Raw genomic sequence first — 20,466 nt, 5'->3', positions numbered from 1 at the left:
GTAGCGGTACAGCCGCCGATCGTCGCAACGCGCATTACGTCGTATGAGCGGGTGTGACGCCGCATGTGTGACTGTGACGTCTTGTAACGCCGCGTGTGCGACTGTGACATCGTGGAGCGCCGAACAGCGTCCGCGAATCCCCCAGGCGGTTCTCGATAGGATGTGCGGTATGGCTCAGCCCCGCCTCAAGACCTTTCCCCAGATCCGCAGGGCACTGCTCTTCTACCAGATCACGAGCGTGATCACCGGTATCGGCCTGCTTCTGCTCGTCGCCGAGATGGTGCTGAAGTACACGCCGCTGCACGTCGAGCTGTTCGCCGGCGGATCGGGCGGATTCCTGCACTTCGCGACCGCGATTCCCGGCCCGGGATGTACGCCGACGTCGATGCTGACGCCGTGGGTCCGGGGATGCGAGATCGTCTCGACCGGCGACGGCATCAACCTGTCGCTCGCGATCCTCATCGCGCACGGCTGGTTCTACGTCGTGTACCTGTTCGCGTGCTTCCGCATGTGGAGCCTCATGCGCTGGCGGTTCGGGCGCTTCCTCCTCCTCGCGGGCGGAGGCGTGATCCCGCTCCTCTCGTTCATCATGGAGCTCGTCGTCGCGCGCGACGTGAAGACCTACCTCGCCGAGCGCGAGACCAACGCGGCCGCGAAGCGCGCGGCGAAAGCCCAGCAGACCACCACCACCGATCCCATCCAGGAGACCGCCCCGTGAGTTCCGACACCGCACAGCGACCCGTTCTGGTCGTCGACTTCGGCGCCCAGTACGCCCAGCTGATCGCGCGCCGCGTGCGCGAGGCCGGCGTGTTCAGCGAGCTGGTGGCGCACAGCGTCACGGCCGATGAGGTGAAGGCGAAGAACCCCGTCGCGATCATCCTGTCGGGCGGGCCGAGCTCGGTCTACGCCGAGGGTGCCCCTGACTTCGACACGTCGATCTTCGATCTCGGCATTCCGACGCTCGGCATCTGCTACGGATTCCAGGTGATGGCGAAGGCGCTCGGCGGCGAGGTTGCGAAGACCGGTCGGCGCGAATACGGCGCGACCGATGCGACCGTCGTCGGCGATGGGGGAACGCTGCTTGCGGGCACCCCGGCCGATCAGAACGTGTGGATGAGTCATGGTGACTCAGTCGCGACGGCTCCCGAGGGCTTCGATGTGCTCGCGACGACGCTTGCGACGCCCGTCGCCGCGTTCGGCAACGCGGAGGCCTGCTTCTACGGCGTGCAGTGGCACCCCGAGGTGAAGCACTCCGACCACGGTCAGACGATCATCGAGAACTTCCTGCACAAGGCCGTCGGCCTTCCTGCCGACTGGAACAGCGGATCCGTCATCGAAGAGCAGATCGCGAAGATCCGCGAGCAGGTCGGATCCGCGCGCGTCATCTCCGCGCTGTCCGGCGGCGTCGACTCGGCCGTGTCGACCGCGCTCGTGCACCGCGCGATCGGTGACCAGCTGACCGCCGTGTTCGTCGACCACGGGCTCCTCCGCAAGGGCGAGCGCGAGCAGGTCGAACAGGACTATGTCGCCTCGACGGGCGTGCGTCTCATCACCGTCGATGCGGCCGACACGTTCCTCGGTCACCTCGAGGGCGTCACGGATCCCGAGACGAAGCGCAAGATCATCGGCCGCGAGTTCATCCGCGCGTTCGAGAAGGTGCAGCTCGAGCTCGTCGAAGAGGCGAAGAAGGACGACGGCGCCCCGATCAAGTTCCTCGTGCAAGGCACGCTGTACCCCGACGTCGTCGAGTCGGGCGGCGGCAGCGGCACCGCGAACATCAAGAGCCACCACAACGTGGGCGGGCTGCCCGATGACCTCGACTTCGGCTTGATCGAGCCGTTGCGCACCCTGTTCAAGGACGAGGTGCGTCAGATCGGCCGCGAGCTCGGCATTCCCGAGGCGATCGTCGGCCGCCAGCCGTTCCCCGGGCCGGGCCTCGGGATCCGCATCATCGGCGAAGTGACGAAGGATCGTCTGGCGACGCTGCGCGAGGCCGATGCCATCGCGCGCGAGGAGCTCACGGCAGCCGGCCTCGACCAGGAGATCTGGCAGTGCCCGGTCGTGCTGCTTGCGGACGTCCGCAGTGTCGGCGTGCAGGGCGACGGCCGCACCTACGGCCACCCCATCGTGCTGCGCCCGGTGTCGAGTGAAGATGCCATGACGGCCGACTGGACCCGTCTTCCTTACGAGACGCTGGCGAAGATCTCGAACCGCATCACGAACGAGGTCGCGGACGTCAACCGTGTGACCCTCGACGTCACGTCGAAGCCCCCGGCGACGATCGAGTGGGAGTGACGGAGTCAGCTCCCGCTCGCTGAGGGCGCTGTGTGGCACTCGGCCGCGTCAGCGGACGAGTGGGAGTGACGGAGTCAGCTCCCGCTCGCTGATCAGCTGATCCGTCCGAGCGGAGAAGAGCCACAACGACGGACCAGATCGTCATCAGGATCCGAAGTTGTGGCTCTTTTCCGCGAATAGCGTCCGCACCAACGACGAAACGCCCGCTCCGAGGAGCGGGCGTTTCGTCGTACGAGAGTCAGTTGCTGCGCAGGATCGCGATCATGCGGAGGATCTCGATGTAGATGAACACGACGGTCGCCATGATGCCGTAGGCCGCGGTCCAGGCGAGCTTCGCGGGGGCGCCGTTGCGCACGCCGCGCTGCACGGCATCGAAGTCCATCACCAGCATGTAGGCGCCCATGAGCACAACGGCGATGCCGATGATCACGCCGAGCGGAATGCCCATGATCTCGATCGAACGGATGCCGAAGGTGAGATTCTCGGGCAGCACGCCGAACCACATCAGGCCGACGTTCAAGAGCGAGAAGACGGCGTAACCGATCATCGCGACGAGCACGATCTTCGTCATCTTCGCGGAGGCGCGAATCTTGCCGCTCGCGAACAGAGCGAGCGTGGTTCCGATCACGGCGATCGAGGCGAGCGCAGCCTGGAACACGATTCCGGCGAACATAGCCTCGAACAGCGCCGAGATGCCGCCGACGAAGAGCCCCTCAGCCACTGCGTATGCGATCGCAAGGCCGGCGCCGGGCATCGACTTGCGGCGGAACGCGTACACCAAGCTGATGACGAGGGTGCCAATCGCTCCGACCACCGTCGGGATGAAATTGGCTGCGCTCAAGTCACGAATCTGGTCAGGCGCGAAGTGCCCGCCGAGGGTGAAGAACCAGCTGACGGCGCCGACGACCAGCATGATGGCGAACAGGGCCGCGGTCTTCGCGATCGTGTCCTCATACGTCATGCGGCCGGTCTCGTTGGCACCGGCGGCCGGTGCGGCGTACATGCCCTCGATGTGGGCTTGCTCGCCGACGGACGGTGCCTGCTGGCGTGCCTGCGGCGCGAGGGGGGTCGTGTAGCCGCCCTGCGCGGGCGGACGCTCGTTGGTGAAGTACGGGTTGTTGAATCCGGTGCTGGCCATGGTGACGGTCACACTCCTGATCGAAGGGGGCTGTGCCCCCAGCGTAATGGCGAATTGCTATGCCTGCGCTGTGTTCATGCGGATCCGTTCCTGGCGCCGTACGCTGTGACGATGCCCGTCATCATCGGCCATCGCGGAGCGCCCGGATACCGCCCGGAACACACGAGATCCTCGTACGAGGTCGCGATAGACCAGGGTGCCGCCTTCATCGAGCCCGATGTCGTCGCCACGAGCGACGGCGTGCTCGTCGTGCGCCACGAGAACGAGATCTCGGGCACGACCGATATCGCCGATCGGCCCGAGTTCGCGCATCGGCGCACCACGAAGTCGTTCGCCGGCCACGAGGTCACCGGGTGGTTCACGGAGGACTTCACCTGGGATGAGCTCGCCACGCTGTTCTGCCGCGAGCGGATCCCGCAGATCCGTCCCGGCAACGTGCAGTACGACGCCGCCGAGCCGATGCTGAGGCTGCGGGACGTGCTGGATATCGCCCGCACGAACGGCGTCGGCGTCGTCGTCGAGATCAAGCACGCGCCGTATTTCGCATCGATCGGGCTCGATCTCGCACCGCTCGTGGGCGACGAGCTGATCGCCGCGGGGTGGCAGGACCCCGAACGGTCGGGATCCCTCATCATCGAATCGTTCGAAGAATCGGCGCTGCGCGCGGTTCGCGAGCGGGGGATCCGCGCGCGCTTCGTGTACCTGCTGGAGCAGACGGGAGCGGCGCTCGATCTGGTGCTCGCGCACGGATCCGGCGCGCCCACCTACCGAGACCAGCTGAACGACGTCGCGGGTCTCGCGGACCGCTTCGACGGGATCAGCGTGCACAAGAATCTGCTGCTCGCAGGCGACACGGAGTTCGCGGCGCGGGCGATCGACGCCGGGCTGGACCTTTTCACGTGGACCTGTCGCCCCGAGAACGCCTTTCTCGCGCGCCGGTTCCGGACCCCGGGCGGGCGTTCGGCGTTCGGCGAGTGGCGCGCAGAATGGGACGAGATCCGGCGGTCAGGCGTGACGGGAGTGTTCGCCGACCACCCGGATCTCGCCCGCGAGGTGTTCGGTTAGCTCTCGCGCGATTCCTCGAGGTCGGCCCAGAGACCCTCGACCGCGGCCGCGGGGCCGGGCTGATCCGGAAGCAGCAGGAAGACATTGCGGATGCCGATCTCGGCACCGATCGCGTCGCCCTGTTCGATCAGCGTCGCGACGTTCTCAAAGTCGGCGCGCAGTTCGGCCACCGGCTTCGTGACGGGGAAGGCCCCCCGCAGGTTCCGGGCGAGCTGCAGCCACGCGTCGGACACGACCGACTCGAACAGCGTGTTCTCGCTCTGCTCGCCCACGTAGGTGATGAGATCGCCCGTCGCGACGAACGCCGCGGTCGGGTCATCGCCGATGACCGCCGAGATTTTGCGCGTCAGCGCGGCGGCGTGCGCGCGCTGTGCCTCGTCGAGTGCCGGAAGCGCCGCCCGCAACGAGAGACCGAGCTGGTATCCCAGGAACTCTGCCGACTGCGCGGGAAGCTCCGGGGTGACGTCGGTGACGCGCGTGAAGCGGCTCGCGACCATCTCGATCAGGCCCTGGCGCTCGAGGCGCTGCAGCGCTTCACGGACGGGCATGCGCGAGACGGAGAGCTGGTCTGCGAGCTCGCCGTCGCGCACGCGCTCGCCGGGGGCGAATGTTCCGTCTACGATGGCGTCGCACAGCTTTTCGTACACGACGTCGGCGAGGCGCTTCGTCTGCGCCTGGACCTTGATGCCCTCTAGGTTCACGGAATACCCCCACATGTTCGTTGTCGAGATGATACTTGCGGGAGCTGAAATGTGCGCCCTGAAGTGATACGACGGCCTGATTGTCAGGGGTCTCCCATAAAGTAGGACGGGATATGCCTCACCAATCTGATGTCCCCCTGGTTCCTGCCGATCGCGACCCGTTGCTCGACGGTCTCAACCCGCAACAGCGCGAGGCGGTCGAGTACCGCGGGCCGGCCCTTCTGATCGTCGCGGGCGCAGGATCCGGCAAGACCCGGGTGCTGACGCATCGGGTCGCTTCGCTGCTTCGATCGCGCGAGGCATGGCCGAGCCAGATCCTCGCGATCACCTTCACCAATAAGGCCGCGGGGGAGATGCGCGAGCGCGTCGAAGAGCTCGTGGGCGAGCAGGCGAAGGGCATGTGGATCTCGACGTTCCACTCGGCCTGCGTCAGAATTCTGCGCCGAGAGGCCGATCAGTTCGGGTTCACGAAGGCGTTCACGATCTACGACTCGGGCGACGTGCGGGCGCTCCTCAAGCGCCTTGTCAAGGATCACGAGGCCGACGCCTACGGCCTGACGCCCGCGACGGTGCAGAACCGCATCTCGAAGCTCAAGAACGAGCTGCAGGACGCCGACGCGTACTCGCGGCAGGCGAACATGTCCGATCCGGCGGAGCGCATCTTCGTCGAGATCTTCCGCGACTACACGAAGCGGCTGCGCACAGCGAACGCGTTCGACTTCGATGACCTCCTCGCGCAGACGGTCTACCTGTTCCGCGCGTTCCCGCACGTCGCCGACACCTATCGTCGCCGTTTCCGGCACGTGCTCGTCGACGAGTACCAGGACACGAACCACGCGCAGTACCAGCTGATCCGCGAGCTGACGAAGCCCGAGGAGGGCGAGTCTGTCGACGTCGGCGACGGCATGATCGCGCTGATGCCCGAGACGACTCCCGAGGGCGCCTCGCTCACGGTCGTCGGTGACTCCGACCAGTCGATCTACGCGTTTCGCGGTGCCGACATCCGCAACATCACCGAGTTCGAGCGCGACTTCTCCGGTGCGAAGGTCGTGCTGCTCGAACAGAACTATCGCTCGAGCCAGAACATCCTCGACGCCGCGAACGCGGTGATCCGCAACAACTTCGATCGCAAGGACAAGAAGCTGTGGACGGATCAGGGATCCGGCGACTCGGTCATCGGCTTCACCGGCTACTCGCAGCACGACGAGGCGCAGTTCGTCGCCGACGAGATCGACGCGCTGCGGCTGAAGGGCGTCGACTACAGCGGAATGGCGGTGTTCTACCGCACGAACTCGCAGTCGCGCGCGCTCGAGGAGATCTTCATCCGCTCGGCGATCCCGTACCGCATCATGGGCGGCACGAAGTTCTACGACCGCGCCGAGATCAAGGATGCGCTCGCTTATCTCGTCTCGGTCGTCAACCCGGCCGACGAGATGGCGGTGCGGCGCATCCTGAACAAGCCGAAGCGCGGAATCGGCGCGGTGACCGAGACGAACATCGCCGCCTTCGCCGCCGACAACGGGCTGTCGTTCCGCGACGCCCTCGCGCACGCGAAGGAGATCGGCCTCGGGCCGAAGCTGCAGTCGGCGCTCGGGCACCTCGACGAGGTGCTGCGCGAGGCGACCGCGATCCTCCTTCCCGAGGAGGGCGATGCGCCGCCGACTGCGGTCGCGCAGGGACTGCAGGTACTGCTGAACAAGTCGGGGTACCTCGACGCGCTGCGCCGCTCGCGGGATCCGCAGGATGAGGCGCGCGTCGAGAACCTCGATGAGCTCGTGGCAGTCACGCGCGAGTTCGCGCGGAACAACCCCGAGGGCACCATCATCGATTTCCTGACCGAAGTCGCCCTCGTCGCCGACAGCGATGAGCTCGACGACGCGACGGGCACCGTGTCGCTGATGACTCTGCATACGGCGAAGGGTCTCGAATACGACACCGTCTTCCTGACGGGCGTGGAAGAAGACCTGATCCCGCACCGCATCGCGGCGGGCGAGCCCGGCGGTCCTCAGGAGGAGCGCCGCCTGTTCTACGTGGGGATTACGCGCGCGCGGCAGCGGCTCTATCTCTCGCTCGCGATGACGCGCGCGCAGTTCGGCGAGGTCTCGGTCGCGATGCCGAGCCGGTTCCTGCAGGAGATTCCGGCGGATCTCATCGACTGGCGCCAGGCGCCGGGCGACGTCAACGGCCGCGGCGGCACGCAGTCGCGCGCGCTGAACGCGCCACGGCAGCGGGAGAACCGGTGGGGCGTCAAGCCGCTCGAGCCGAAGGGCAAGAAGGCGGCGCTCGGCGATTTCACGAACCTCGTCACGGGCAAGGTCCGCGACAACGGCGACCTCGAGCTGGCCGGCGGCGACCGCATCAAACACGACGACTTCGGCGAGGGCACCGTGGACGTCGTGACGGGGCAGGGCGCGAAGCGCATCGCTCACGTGCGGTTCGATTCCGTCGGCGCGAAGAAACTGCTGATCAAGGTTGCTCCGATCGAAAAGCTCTGACACCGCGGAGCGACGGGTCGCCGCGTCGCACGTAGGCTGGTGCCATGGGTCTGTTCTCAAGGAAGAAGAAATCCGACCGCTCCGATGAGCAGGCCGTCGAGCCTGCTGAGGTCGAGGCAACGACGGTCGAGCCCGAGGCCGAGCCTCCGTCGGACGAACCGCCGGCGCCCGAGGTGAACATCTCGTTCTCGGCGTTCACGGGCGTCGGGGCCACATCGGGCCCCGAGGTCGTCTCGCCGGAGGAGCGCAAGGAACAGCAGGCGAAGGCGGCCGAGAACGTCGCGAACGGACCCCACGGCACCCCGGCGCCGCGCGAGCAGGTGCCGTCCGGATCCGGTCGCCCCGTTCCGCCGCGCGAACTGCCGCTCGCCCCGGCCGCGCCGCCGAACAACCTCGAGTCGGTCAAGGGCCTGCGTGACAACACGCTTGTGCGCGACGCGCTCGCCTCGCTGCCCGAGAAGCCGACGCCGCAGCAGCTGCTCGGCGTCGCGCGCCAGGTGATGCAGGGCCACCTGTTCCTCCGCGTCACGGGCGACGTGCGCGAGCAGGTGCAGGAGGACGGCCGCGCAACGCTGCAGTTCGGCGTCGCACGCAGTGCCGAGAAGACGTACATGCTCGTGTTCAGCTCGGGCAAGGCGCTGCGCGATGCGGTGCAGGTCGATAGCAACACGCAGACGTCGGCGGTCGCGCAGCCGGTGCCGATGATCCTCGGCCACATGATCGACAACGACTTCGATGGGCTCATCATCGACAACGCGTCGGGGCAGAACCGCATCGTTCTGCCGCGCGAGGTGCTCGAGCGGGCGAAGGGTCAGGCCGATCCCACGCTGCGCGTCAAGACGGCGCTCGCGCAGCCGCGCGACACGGAGACCCCGAAGAAGATCGCCGGGATCCTTGCGGAGCGCCCGCCCCTGTGGGTCGCGGTCGCGCCGTCGCCCCAGGACGAGGAGAAGATGGGCATCGCCGAGGCGCGCCTCGCGAACGGCACGCGCCTCCTGCAGGTGTACTCGCACCCGCTCGAGGTCGTCGCGCAGGGTCGTCAGGAGCGCGCGCTGCCCTTCAGCGTTGCCAAGGTCGCGAAGGTCCTCGTCGACAACCCGGCCGTCGGCGGCATCCTCCTGGATCCCGCCGGCCCCCTCATCACGCTCACGCGCGAGGAGCTCGAGCCGGTCCTCGCCCTCGCCGGCGAGGCTGAGGACGACGCCGCGAGCTGATTCCTCCGTCCCGGAGTGCCGGGTGGTCGTTATGGGCGCCGAAAACGACCACCCGGCACTCCGGGACGGGGCTCTCGACCGCCGTTACACGAACGCGCCGATGCCGGTGATGTCGCGGCCGATCAGCAGGGCCTGCACCGACTCCGTGCCCTCGTATGTGTGGATCGCCTCGATGTCGACCAGGTGCTGAATGACGCGGTTCTCGAGCAGGATCCCGTTGCCGCCGAGCATGTCGCGCGCGTCGCGGGCGATGTCCCGGGCGGTGCGCGTGCACGTGTACTTCGCGAGGGATGCCTGCGTCGGCCGCAGCGCCCCGCGCGCTTCGAGGTCGGCGATGCGGCGGCAGTAGAGCTGCATCGTCGTGAGCTGCGAGAGCATGCGCGTCAGCTTCTCCTGCACGAGCTGGAAGCCGGCGAGCGGCTTGCCGAACTGGATCCGCTCGCCCGCGTACTGCAGCGCCGCCTCGTAGCAGGCGGTCGCGTGGCCGAGCGCCGACCACGCGACGCCGGATCGCGTGGCGTAGAGCACGCGCGACGTGTCGGCGAACGAGTGCGCGCCCGGCAGCCGCGCGTCGAGCGGGATCCGCACCCCATCGAGGGCGATGCGGGCCTGGTGGATCGCGCGCAGCGAGGCCTTGCCTTCGATGACCTCGCCGACGTATCCCGGTGCGTCCTGCGGCACGAGGAAGCAGCCGACCTTGCCGTGATCCGGATCGGTGTCGTCATCGATGCGCGCCCAGACGAACGTGATGCCGCCGGACGCGCCGTTTCCGATCCACTTCTTCGCGCCGTGCAGCACCCATTCGGATCCGTCGCTCGCGGCGCGCGTCTCGAGCCCCGTCGAGTCGCTGCCGTGATCCGGCTCGGTGAGCGCGAAGGATCCGGGAACCTCGCCGCGGTCGAGCTTGTCGAGCCACTGGTCCTTCTGCTCGTCGCTGCCGTACAGGGCGAGCGTGCGCAGCGCGAGGCCGCCCTGGACGGCCTGGATGGTGCCGAGGGATCCGTCGCCGCGGGAGAGCTCCATCACGACGAGTCCGGCCGCGAGGGGCGAGAGCCGCGTGATTCCCTCGTGGTCGACGCCATCGGACATCACGTCATGGCGACCGAGCGACTCGAGCACACGCTCGTGGGGGTACTCCGCCGTCTCCCACGCGGTGAGCAGCTCGTCTGCCACCTCGTCGACGACGGCCCGCGCGCGGTGCCAGGCATCGCGATCGCGGTCTGAGATGTCCTCGAACAGCGCGTAATAGTCGGTGTCGAGCGGGGTGGTGACGGAATAGGACGGCGTGCGCTCGCCGGGCAGGTGGGTGTCCATGCGGCCACGCTATTGCGGTGAGGCGCGGGGCGGCCACCAGATTGTCGAGTTCCGACAGAATGACGCGGGCCCGAGAGGTGTGCGTGTGCACGAGTCCGACTCGGGTAGGCTGGAGACCAGACTTTCGGAAGGACCGTTCCACATGATGTTCATCATTTCTCTGCTGCTGTTCCTCGGCGGGCTGTTCCTTTTCGGCGTCGCGTACATGGTGACGTCGTTCCAGGGCGTCGTCTTCGCGGCGGGCATCATCGCGGTGTGCGTATCGATGGCGATCCCGATGTACCGCAGTCAGTGGCGCACGAAGCACCACAACTGATCGAATCGACGATGCCCCTCAGATCCACCGGATCCGAGGGGCATCGTCGTTTTCGAGCACACGTGCCGCGGTAGTAAGCTGAGGGAGGTCGAGATATCTCGACATCGAGACAGTCGTCTTGCGAAGTGCGGCTGTTTCTTTCCCGTGGCCCACCGAAGGAAAAGCAACGTGGATCTGTACGAGTACCAGGCTCGAGACCTTTTTGAGAAGTACGAGGTGCCGGTGCTCGCCGGTATCGTCGCCGACACCCCCGAGGAGGTGAAGGCAGCAGCAGAGAAGCTCGGTGGCGTGGTCGTCGTCAAGGCCCAGGTCAAGGTCGGCGGTCGCGGCAAGGCGGGCGGCGTCAAGGTCGCGAAGAGCCCCGATGAGGCGTACCAGGCGGCACAGGCGATCCTCGGTCTCGATATCAAGGGACACGTCGTCAAGCGCGTCATGGTCGCCGCCGGTGCGAACATCGACCGCGAGTTCTACTTCTCGGTCCTGCTCGACCGGTCGAACCGCTCGTACCTCGCGATGTCGAGCGTCGAGGGCGGCATGGAGATCGAACAGCTCGCCGTCGAGAAGCCCGAGGCGCTCGCGCGCATTGAAGTCGACCCGCTGACGGGCATCGACGAGGCGAAGGCGATCGAGATCGCCAAGGCCGCGAACTTCCCCGAGGAGCTCGTCTCCAAGGTCGCGAACGTCTTCGTGAAGCTCTACGACGTCTACAAGGGCGAGGACGCGACGCTGGTCGAGGTCAACCCGCTCGTGCTCACGGGCGAGGGCGACGTGATCGCGCTCGACGGCAAGGTCTCGCTCGACGAGAACGCGAGCGAGGTGCGCCACCCCGAGCACGAAGAGCTCGAGGACAAGGGTGCTGCTGATCCTCTCGAGGCGAAGGCGAAGGCTGCCGGTCTGAACTACGTCAAGCTCGACGGCCAGGTCGGAATCATCGGAAACGGTGCCGGTCTCGTGATGTCGACGCTCGACGTCACCGCGTACGCGGGCGAGAATCACGGCGGCGTGAAGCCCGCGAACTTCCTCGACATCGGCGGCGGCGCGAACGCGCAGGTCATGGCCTCGGGCCTCGATGTCATCCTCGGCGACGAGCAGGTCAAGAGCGTGTTCGTCAACGTCTTCGGCGGCATCACCAGCTGTGTGGCTGTTGCCGAGGGCATCGTGAAGGCCCTCGAGATTCTCGGCGATGCGGCGTCCAAGCCGCTCGTCGTGCGCCTCGACGGCAACCAGGTCGAGGAGGGGCGCGCGATCCTCGCGAAGGCGAACCACCCGCTCGTCACCCTCGCCGCCGGTATGGACGAAGGCGCCGACAAGGCCGCCGAGCTGGCCAACGCCTGAGATAAGGACTAGAAGAGATGTCGATCTACCTCAACAAGGATTCGAAGGTCATCGTCCAGGGCATTACGGGCGGCGAGGGCTCCAAGCACACCGCGCTGATGCTCAAGGCGGGCACCGACGTCGTCGGCGGCGTGAACGCGCGCAAGGCCGGGACGACGGTCACTCACGAGAAGCCGGGCACGGGCGACGTCGAGCTGCCCGTTTTCGGCTCGGTCGCCGAGGCGATCGAGAAGGAGGGCGCCAACGTGTCGGTCGCCTTCGTTCCGCCGAAGTTCACGAAGGACGCAATGATCGAGGCTATCGACGCCGAGATCCCGCTGCTCGTCGTGATCACCGAGGGCGTGCCGGTCGGCGACGCGGCTGAGGCCTGGGCCTACGCGAAGTCGAAGGGCAACAAGACGCGCATCATCGGCCCGAACTGCCCCGGCATCATCACGCCGGGCGAGGCGCTCGCGGGCATCACGCCCGCGAACATCACAGGCAAGGGGCCGATCGGTCTCGTGTCGAAGTCGGGCACGCTCACCTACCAGATGATGTTCGAGCTGAACGACTTCGGCTTCTCGACCGCCATCGGTATCGGCGGCGACCCGGTCATCGGCACGACGCACATTGACGCGCTCGAGGCGTTCGAGAACGACCCCGAGACGACGGCGATCGTGATGATCGGCGAGATCGGCGGCGACGCCGAAGAGCGCGCGGCCGAGTACATCAAGGCACACGTCACGAAGCCCGTTGTCGGCTACGTCGCGGGCTTCACGGCGCCCGAGGGCAAGACGATGGGCCACGCCGGCGCGATCGTCTCCGGCTCGGCGGGCACGGCGGCCGCGAAGAAGGAGGCCCTCGAGGCCGCGGGCGTCAAGGTCGGCAAGACGCCGAGCGAGACGGCCGAGCTCATGCGCGAGATCCTGAAGTCGCTGTAACAGTACGTCGAAGGCGGCCCCGGCACTGCGCCGGGGCCGCCTTTCTGTTGCCACCGTGTCTCACTCGGTGCTGCTTTCCCACTCTCTTTCCCGCACCAGGTGGGGCGCGGTCGGTCGAGGGTGGCGCTGCGCTGTCGGCGCCGCGCACAGGCCGCGGTGCGGGGTTCGACGGCACGCTTGCGCCGAGCGCCGCCGTCTTCAGTGCCGCGGAGTTTCGTGCTTGTTCCCGGTAACATAGCACGCTAGGGTTCTGAGGTGAAGACGTCGGTCAGACGGCGGAATGACACCAGGCAAAGGCGCCCCGCATGCACCACCCGCGGTTTCTTGCAACATCGCATGACTCCTTGCCTCTGTCGAGTTCCGACAGATATACGACGTCCGAACATCCGATCAGGCGGCACCACGCGCGCCTGTTCGGGCGCACAGCGGCGGCTGATCGCCGCCGAACGAATCGGCTACGACGCCGAGGAATGGAGACAACGATGATCCGAAACAACAGGCCCCGCTTCGTGCGCACCGCCGCAGGTGTGATGGGCGGACTCGTGCTCGTGGGCGTCGGCGCAGCTGCCGTCGCGGACGAGGTCGGCACCGACGGCGTGGACGTCAACGTCACGATCGAGGAACAGGCGGCGGGTGCGCTCTCGCTCAGCGTCGCGGCGGACAGCGAGACCCTTACTGAGGTGGAGGGCGCATCGGCCGACTACCGCGAGTTCACGGGCGCTCTGCCTGACGTGACCGTCACCGACACGCGATCCGAGGTGCCGGAGGGACAGTTCTGGTACGTCACCGGCCAGGCAAGCGAATTCGTCGGTGCGGAGGGGCAGGCGCCGATCACGCCCGACCACCTCGGCTGGGCCCCTGCCCTCGTCACCGAAGGCAACGGAGAAGTCGCGCCGGGTGAAGAGGTGCCGACCTCGCTCGACGAGAGCACGAATCCGTCGGCCCCGAACAACGTCGGCCTCGCGGGCGAGGAGCTCCTGCAGCTCGCACTCGATTCAGCCGAGGCCACCGCTGCCAACGGATCGTGGACGGCGAACGCTGATCTGACACTCAAGACGCCAAACGACGTCGAGGGCGGCTCGTACTCGTCGACCGTGACGCTGTCGCTGTTCGAAGACACCTACTGAGCCCGTGACGGCCGGGGGCGCGCAGCCCCCGGCCGTCAACCCGCCCGCACGACCTGCCTGGGAGAACTGTGATCCGTACCCTCGTGACCCGCCGCCTCGCGTTCGCCGCAGCTCTGGGCCTTGCCGGCGCTCTGATCGCGCCGGTGGCTGCAACGGCCGACGAGTCGGATTCGGCGTCGACGCGGTGGTCGGTGACCCCCGCCGACGAAGCGGGCAGCGACGAGCGCTTCTCGATCCAGCACGCGCTCGAGCCCGGGGAGACGACGACCGACCGGATCGCGGTGCAGAACCTCGGCGAGGAGACGGCCACCTTCGGCCTGTCTGCGGCTGACGGATTCACGACGCGCACCGGCCGGTTCGACATGCTCGCGTCCGACGACGAATCGGTCGATGCGGGCACGTGGATCGATATCGCCGACGAGGTGACCGTCGAGCCGGGCGAGACCGTCGTCGTGCCGCTGACGATCACCGTTCCCGACCTCGCCGAACCCGGCGATCATCCGGCGGGGGTGGCGGCATCGATCGTCACCTCGCAGGCCTCGGGAGACGGCACGAGCCTCGGCGTCGAGAGCCGCGTCGGCGTCAAGGTGGTCACGCGCGTGAAGGGCGAGCTCTCCCCATCACTCGAGGTATCGAACGTGTCCACCGAGTACCACGGCACGTGGAACCCGTTCCGCCCCGGCGGTGTCACGGCCACGTTCGAGATCGTCAACGCCGGCAATACCCGTCTCACAGCGACGGGCATCGCCACGGCAGGAACCGGAGAGATCGCGTTCCCGTCCGAGGGCGAGCCCATCGGGGATCTTCTGCCGGGGGACACCCGCGAGGTCTCCGTGACCATCGACGGCACATGGCCCACGTTCTATGCGACGGGCGAGTTGGTCATCACGCCCAAGGCCGCCGCTCTCGACGGCACGGCGCCGGACACGGCCGAGGTTGCCATGGACCTCGGTGTCTGGGCGATGCCCTGGCCGCAGTTGCTCGTCATCGTCGCTCTCGGCCTGATCATCATCGCGTTGACCTGGAACCGCCGTCGCGGTCGGCGCCGCATGGACGCGATGCTGCAACAGGCCCGCGACGAGGGACGGCGCCAGGCTGCCGACACCGATGGATTCGCCCACCGGATCTCCGCGCCCGGTCGGCTCAACGCCATGGAGAACTGACCTCACGGGTGGTGCGGCTGCGCCACTCGCTTCCGCCGCACACCGCGGTAAGTCAACGAAGAACGAGGAAGAAGACTATGCACGACATGCGACGAAGTCACCGCCGAGCAGGCGGAGTGTTCGCCTGCGGATTGGCGCTCGCGCTCGCCGCGACGCCGATCACGATGGCCTCGGCCACAGCAGCCGAGCGTCCGGAACAGATCTCCACCATCAACGACGTCGATCAGTCGGAAGGCTCAACGAACGTGACGGAAGAGGCGTATGTCTGGGCATTCTTCACCGGCGAGGGCGTCGGCGGCGAGAAGATCAGCCTCGCAGCGTCCAAGGGCAACGACGCGCTCGATTGGAACACCCTGAACGGCGGCGAGCCGCTGTTCACGTCAGAGCTCGGCGAGCAGGGCCTGCGCGACCCGTTCCTCCTGCGCTCCCCGGATGGCGACACGTTCTACATGATCGCTACCGATCTGAAGATCGACGGACGCGAGGGCAGTTTCGCCGGCGCGCAGACGCACGGATCCCTCGCCGTGGAGGTGTGGGAATCGAACGACCTCGTGAACTGGTCGGATCAGCGACACATCACGGTGAGCACCGACTATGCGGGCAACACCTGGGCTCCTGAGGCGTACTGGGACGACGAGCGCGAGACGTTCGTCATGTACTGGGCATCGAACCTGTACGAGACGACGGATCCCGCCGACCGCGCGACGCCGAGCTACAACCGCATGATGTACGCCACGACCGACGACTTCGTGACGTTCTCGGATCCGCAGGTGTGGATCGATGTCGATCGCCGCGGCCAGGCCGGCGCGGGATCCATCGACGTCACGGTCGCGAAGCACGAGGGCGATTACTACCGCGTGTACAAGGACGAGAACTCGATGACGCTGCGCCAGGAGCGCTCGTCCGACCTGCTCGCCACTGTCACGGGCAGCTACCCCGGAACGACCGGTACCGCGGACGAATGGGTCGAGCTCGGAACCGAAATCGGATCCGGCCAGCCCAACGGCTACGGCGGCACCTTCACCCACAGCGAGGGGCCCTCGCTGTTCGCTGCGAACGAGGGCGACGTCAACGGGTACGAGTACTACCTGTTCGCCGACCAGCCGAACTACCACGGCGGCCCCAACCACTATGTACCGATGGCGACCCACGACATCACCGACGCCTCGTCCTGGCAGGTCGTCGGTGACGAGATGCCCGAGTCGCAGTTCCCACAGAACACCGACGGAGGAATGCCGCGCCACGGCACGGTCCTGCCGGTCACGCGCGACCAGTACGAGGCCGTGCTCGAAGCGTACGCGCCGGAGCTCGCCGTGGTCGCCGGCGACGCGATCGACGTGACCGCCGAGGCCGGACAGGCGCCGGTTCTTCCCGACGTCGTCAGCCTCGAGAAGGCATCCGGCGACGTCGAGGAAGCGGATGTCGTGTGGGATCAGATCCCGGAATCCGCATATGCCGAGGCGGGAACATTCACCGTTTCGGGCACCGCGCAGGACGATTCGCGCCAGCCGGTCGAGGCGACGGTGACCGTGACCGAGGCGACGTCGAACCTCGCGATCACCGCGTCGACGCGCTGCGTGGTCGGCAAGAACGTGCTCGTGACAAAGGTGACCAACACCGGCGACGAGCGGGCCACGGTCTCCGTGACGACGCCGTACGGCTCGAAGGCGGATCTGGCGATCGACGCCGGCGACACCGCGTCGCAGACGTTCTCGACGCGGAGCCCAGAGATCGCGGCCGGCACGGTCGTGGCCGAGTCCGGGAACGCGCGGGCCTCCGCGGCGTATCCCGCCGCCAGCTGCGGCTGACTACGTGGGGGCGGTGCGTCATGCACCGCCCCCACGTTCCCCCACACGCATGAGACCCCCGCACGAAGGAGTGCAGCATGACGAACACACCACGCACGATCAATGCCGCACGGATCCCGCGCACGGTGAGACAGCGCGCAGCGGCGCGCAGGCGCGCGGCTCTGGGGGCGACCTGCGCGGTTGCCGCCGGTATGCTGATCCCCGCCCTGGGGCAGGCCGCGCAGGCGGCTGAGGGCGACGCCCCGCTGGCCGACTACCTCTTCACGCAGACGACGGGCGCCGACGTGGCCGATGCCGGCGGCGGAGCGCCCGCGACCGTGCAGCACGCCGACGACTCCCAGTGGACCGGGAGCTCGCTCGAACTCACGGGCGGATCGAAGAACAGCGACGGCAACTGGGTGCGCCTGCCGGACGATCTGCTCGCGAGCGCGGACTCGGCGACCATCACCACCGAGGTCAAGATCGACGAGTCGATGAAGGACGCCTACAACTTCCTGTGGAACATCGGTGCCGACGGCGACACCGACAGCTACTTCTTCGCCTCCGTGCGGGACGCGCCGCGCACGGCGATCACCACCGGATCCAACGGGGGAGAGCGCAGCGCTCAGGCGTCGGAGAGCCTCGAAGCCGACCGCTGGTACTCGCTCACCACGGCGCTCGACGGCGACGCGGGAACGCTGTCGTTCTACGTTGACGGCGAGCTTGCCGGGCGGACCGACACCGACCTGGTGCCGTCCTCGATCGCAGACCAGTCGATGAACACCATCGGGCGCTCGCCCTGGCCGGATGCGCTGCTCGCCGGCGAAGTGTCGGCATTCCGCGTATACGACCGTGCCCTGAGCGACGACGAGATCGCGGCCGCCAGCACGGACGACGCCGAGCTCAACCACGACGAGATCCTCGCGCACGCGCAGGGCATCGTCGAGGGTCTCGCGTCGCTTCCGGAGAACGTCGACGGCGACTATGTCGCGCTGCCGACCGCGGGCGGCGAGGTGACCTGGTCAAGCAGCGACGAGCCAGTGATCGGCAGTGACGGCCACGTGGTCCAGCCCGATCAGGGCTCCGATCCCGTTTCGGTGACGCTCACCGCGACCGCGACGATCCGCGGCGTCTCGGCGAGCGCCGAGCACGTCGTTGACGTGCTGCCCTCGAGCAGGACGGCCGAGGAACGCGTCGCGCAGGCCGCCGAGCAGTATGCCGTCGCCGGCGTGCTCGCCGACGGCGCCGCTCTTCCGGAGGCGCCCGAGGGGCTCACGGTCGAGGCCGTCGAAGCGACCGGTGCCACGCTCGTCAACGGAAGGCTGATTCTGAATGGCGACGAGCCGGTCCAGGCCACGGTGACGGTCGAGATCGCGCGCACGAGCGCGCCCGACGTCACCGCCGCGAAGACATTCGCGGTGACGGTGATCCCGCAGGACCAGGCGTCGCAGCTGGTGGCTTACCACCGCGCCCCGACCGGCGAGCAGGAGGCGAACAACGAAGATGTCGCCTACAGCATGCATCTCGCGCTCGCCGCGGACGACGGCTGGGCGCCGCTGAACGAGAACTACGGCATCTTCTTCCCGAAGACGTCGGCGCCGATGCCCGCAGGCGGGCCCAGCTCCGCGCTCATTCGGAGCCTGAAGGATCCCGCCGTGTTCGCGCTGCCCGACGGCGGATACGGCATCGTTGCCACCCGCATCGCGCGCGGCGGCGGATCCGACGGCAGCCAGGCCGATTCGGTGCTCGTGGCCACGTCCGACGACCTGCGCAGCTATGACGAGATCGGTCTGCTGCAGCTCGACGAAGCCGGTGGCGTGAACAGCCCATCGGCCGTGTACGACTCGGCCGATGAGGTGTTCCGCGTCTCGTGGACGACCGATTCGGGCGCTGAGCGTCACCAGTCGTTCGGCGACCTGATCGCCGCCGTCGGGCAGGACGAGACCGGCGAATCGGCGAGCGGCCGCGTCACCGGCACGACCGTCGTGAGCGACACGGGAATCGCGAACGTCGGAACGGGCGTCGAGATCACCGTGCCCCAGGCATCGGCGGACGGCCTGCGACAGCGCTTCGGCCGCATCGACAACACCGGCTACACGGCGTTCGAGACCGTCGCAACGGCGACCGGCGCCGAGCTTTCTCAGGACGACCTGCCGGACGCCGTCGAGCTCGACTATTCCGACGGATCCGCGCGCGATCTGCCCCTGAACGAGTGGGATCTCAGCGCCGTGGACACCACGACGCCCGGAACCTATGAGGCCACGACGACCGTCAAGCGCGCCGAGTACCCGACGCCGTTCGCGGACGAGCGGGCGGACCCGTCCGCCTACAAGTACGAGACTGACGGCGAGACGCGCTATCTCATGATCGCGACCAACGACCCGAACCTCGACAACGTCCACCAGGGCGGTGCGGCGTTCATGCCGCTGCGCTCGGCGGACACTCTTCTCGGGCTGGCCGATGACGCGGATCCGACCGAGGTGCACCTGCTGGACCGCGGCGATCTCGACGCGGACGGGAACACCATGACCGGGTGCTTCTGGGCGCCCGAGCTGCACGAGGTCGACGGCCGGCTCTCGATCCTGTTCATGCCCTGCTACGGATCCTCGCCGGACTACATGTCCGGCCGCGCGTCGATCATGCAGCTCGAGCAGGACGACAACGGCAACGACCTCGACCCGATGGATCCGTCCAACTGGTCGGCCCCTGCGCACGTGACGCGCGCCGACGGATCCGACCTGAACGCCGTCAGCGGCATCTCGCTCGACATGACGTACTTCACCGATGCCGACGGCCAGGCCTACTACGCCTGGCAGCAAGTGTGCGCGACCTGGATCGCGAAGGTCGATCCGACGGATCCGACGAACCTCACGAGCGACCCGGTGATGGTCATCGAACCCGAATACGCGTGGGACAACGTCTGCGCCGAGGGCCCGAACATCCACACGCGCGACGGCAAGCTGCTCATGATCTACTCCGGATCGAGCGTCGGCAACACGTACACGACGGGCCTCGCGACGGCCGAGGCGAGCGGCACCGACCTGACGGACCCCGACTCGTGGCAGAAACTGAACTACCCGCTGCAGAAGTCGGGCCAGTACGACGGCGATTGGCAGCTCGGCACGGGTCACGGCATGTGGTCGGAGGACGAGGACGGCAACCTGATCTACGTCTTCCACGCGCGAACGGACAACAACGGCCTCACCGGACGTGACATGTTCGTGCGCCGCGTGCACTTCGACGCCGAAGGCATGCCCGTCATGGACATGGAGCCGGGCGAAGAGCTCGCTGACGAACGCGTGACCGTGACCGTCGAGGTGACCGCTCGCACCGCGGTGGACGTCGAAGCGGTGACGCGCTGCGTCATCGGCAAGAACGTGCTCGCCGTGACGGTAACGGGCAGCGCCGATGATCCGTCCGTCGTGTCGGTGACGACGCCGTTCGGAGAACGCAGCGGCGTGACGGTCGGCGCGGGCGAGAGCGTGACGACGACGTTCTCCACGCGCCAGGCCGAGATCGGCTCCGGCGAGGTCGTCGTGACCTCGGGCGACGAGACGACGACGGAGCAGTACCCCGCGGCGACCTGCCGCTGACCC

At 67.6% G+C, this 20,466-nt stretch carries 15 protein-coding genes; 12 read left to right on the top strand and 3 right to left on the bottom strand.

Annotated features, from left to right (window positions below; genetic code table 11):
* Positions 1-169: 169 nt before the first annotated feature.
* Together G510_RS0102960 and guaA are read left to right on the top strand one after the other, a co-directional pair.
* Positions 170-718 (top strand): DUF3817 domain-containing protein, encoded by a 549-nt coding sequence (locus G510_RS0102960; protein ID WP_029152389.1) that lies wholly within the window; start codon positions 170-172, stop codon positions 716-718.
* Positions 715-2,295 (top strand): glutamine-hydrolyzing GMP synthase, encoded by a 1,581-nt coding sequence (guaA, locus tag G510_RS0102955; protein WP_029152388.1) that lies wholly within the window; start codon positions 715-717, stop codon positions 2,293-2,295. The genes G510_RS0102960 and guaA overlap by 4 nt, the downstream gene beginning before the upstream one ends.
* Before the next feature lie 238 nt (positions 2,296-2,533).
* On the opposite strand, the gene G510_RS0102950 is transcribed toward guaA, so the two are convergent.
* Complete coding sequence (locus tag G510_RS0102950) at positions 2,534-3,433, bottom strand: Bax inhibitor-1/YccA family protein (protein ID WP_029152387.1); 900 nt, start codon at positions 3,431-3,433, stop codon at positions 2,534-2,536.
* A 111-nt stretch (positions 3,434-3,544) separates the two neighbouring features.
* Here G510_RS0102950 and G510_RS0102945 point away from each other — a divergent pair, with 111 nt between their 5' ends.
* Complete coding sequence (locus G510_RS0102945) at positions 3,545-4,498, top strand: glycerophosphodiester phosphodiesterase family protein (RefSeq protein ID WP_036321796.1); 954 nt, start codon at positions 3,545-3,547, stop codon at positions 4,496-4,498.
* Here G510_RS0102945 and G510_RS15185 read toward each other — a convergent pair.
* Positions 4,495-5,214: a GntR family transcriptional regulator gene (locus G510_RS15185; protein ID WP_051216238.1), complete on the bottom strand. Its 720-nt coding sequence runs from the start codon at positions 5,212-5,214 to the stop codon at positions 4,495-4,497. The genes G510_RS0102945 and G510_RS15185 overlap by 4 nt on opposite strands.
* A 98-nt stretch (positions 5,215-5,312) precedes the next feature.
* Here G510_RS15185 and G510_RS0102935 point away from each other — a divergent pair, with 98 nt between their 5' ends.
* Both G510_RS0102935 and G510_RS0102930 read left to right on the top strand, forming a co-directional pair.
* Positions 5,313-7,694 (top strand): ATP-dependent helicase, encoded by a 2,382-nt coding sequence (locus tag G510_RS0102935; RefSeq protein WP_029152385.1) that lies wholly within the window; start codon positions 5,313-5,315, stop codon positions 7,692-7,694.
* Between the two features lie 44 nt (positions 7,695-7,738).
* On the top strand, positions 7,739-8,908 hold the full coding sequence (locus G510_RS0102930) for an SseB family protein (protein WP_029152384.1): 1,170 nt from the start codon (positions 7,739-7,741) through the stop codon (positions 8,906-8,908).
* A gap of 84 nt (positions 8,909-8,992) precedes the next feature.
* Here the strand turns inward: G510_RS0102930 and G510_RS0102925 are convergent, their stop codons facing one another.
* A complete protein-coding gene (locus G510_RS0102925; protein ID WP_029152383.1) occupies positions 8,993-10,222 on the bottom strand; it encodes an acyl-CoA dehydrogenase family protein in 1,230 nt (409 codons plus the stop codon).
* A gap of 142 nt (positions 10,223-10,364) precedes the next feature.
* On the opposite strand from G510_RS0102925, the gene G510_RS18165 reads away from it, so the two are divergent.
* From G510_RS18165 to G510_RS17390, 7 genes are all read left to right on the top strand, one after another.
* The gene (locus G510_RS18165; RefSeq protein WP_157560387.1) at positions 10,365-10,538 is read left to right on the top strand and encodes a hypothetical protein; all 174 of its coding nucleotides are present in this window, start codon (positions 10,365-10,367) and stop codon (positions 10,536-10,538) included.
* Positions 10,539-10,706: 168 nt separating this feature from the next.
* Positions 10,707-11,873: an ADP-forming succinate--CoA ligase subunit beta gene (sucC, locus tag G510_RS0102915; protein ID WP_029152382.1), complete on the top strand. Its 1,167-nt coding sequence runs from the start codon at positions 10,707-10,709 to the stop codon at positions 11,871-11,873.
* A gap of 17 nt (positions 11,874-11,890) precedes the next feature.
* The gene (gene sucD, locus G510_RS0102910) at positions 11,891-12,793 is read left to right on the top strand and encodes a succinate--CoA ligase subunit alpha (protein WP_029152381.1); all 903 of its coding nucleotides are present in this window, start codon (positions 11,891-11,893) and stop codon (positions 12,791-12,793) included.
* A 482-nt stretch (positions 12,794-13,275) separates the two neighbouring features.
* Positions 13,276-13,920 (top strand): hypothetical protein, encoded by a 645-nt coding sequence (locus G510_RS0102905; protein WP_036321794.1) that lies wholly within the window; start codon positions 13,276-13,278, stop codon positions 13,918-13,920.
* A gap of 68 nt (positions 13,921-13,988) precedes the next feature.
* A complete protein-coding gene (locus G510_RS15180; RefSeq protein ID WP_051216236.1) occupies positions 13,989-15,083 on the top strand; it encodes a WxL protein peptidoglycan domain-containing protein in 1,095 nt (364 codons plus the stop codon).
* Between the two features lie 86 nt (positions 15,084-15,169).
* The gene (locus G510_RS15175; RefSeq protein WP_211219141.1) at positions 15,170-16,891 is read left to right on the top strand and encodes an Ig-like domain-containing protein; all 1,722 of its coding nucleotides are present in this window, start codon (positions 15,170-15,172) and stop codon (positions 16,889-16,891) included.
* Between the two features lie 77 nt (positions 16,892-16,968).
* Complete coding sequence (locus tag G510_RS17390; RefSeq protein ID WP_051216232.1) at positions 16,969-20,463, top strand: family 43 glycosylhydrolase; 3,495 nt, start codon at positions 16,969-16,971, stop codon at positions 20,461-20,463.
* Positions 20,464-20,466: the final 3 nt, after the last annotated feature.

The sequence above is a fragment of the Microbacterium gubbeenense DSM 15944 genome (assembly GCF_000422745.1).
Taxonomy (GTDB): Bacteria; Actinomycetota; Actinomycetes; order Actinomycetales; family Microbacteriaceae; genus Microbacterium; species Microbacterium gubbeenense.
The sequence above is the reverse complement of the archived record's forward strand: the minus strand, read 5'-3'. Positions and strand labels throughout refer to the sequence as shown.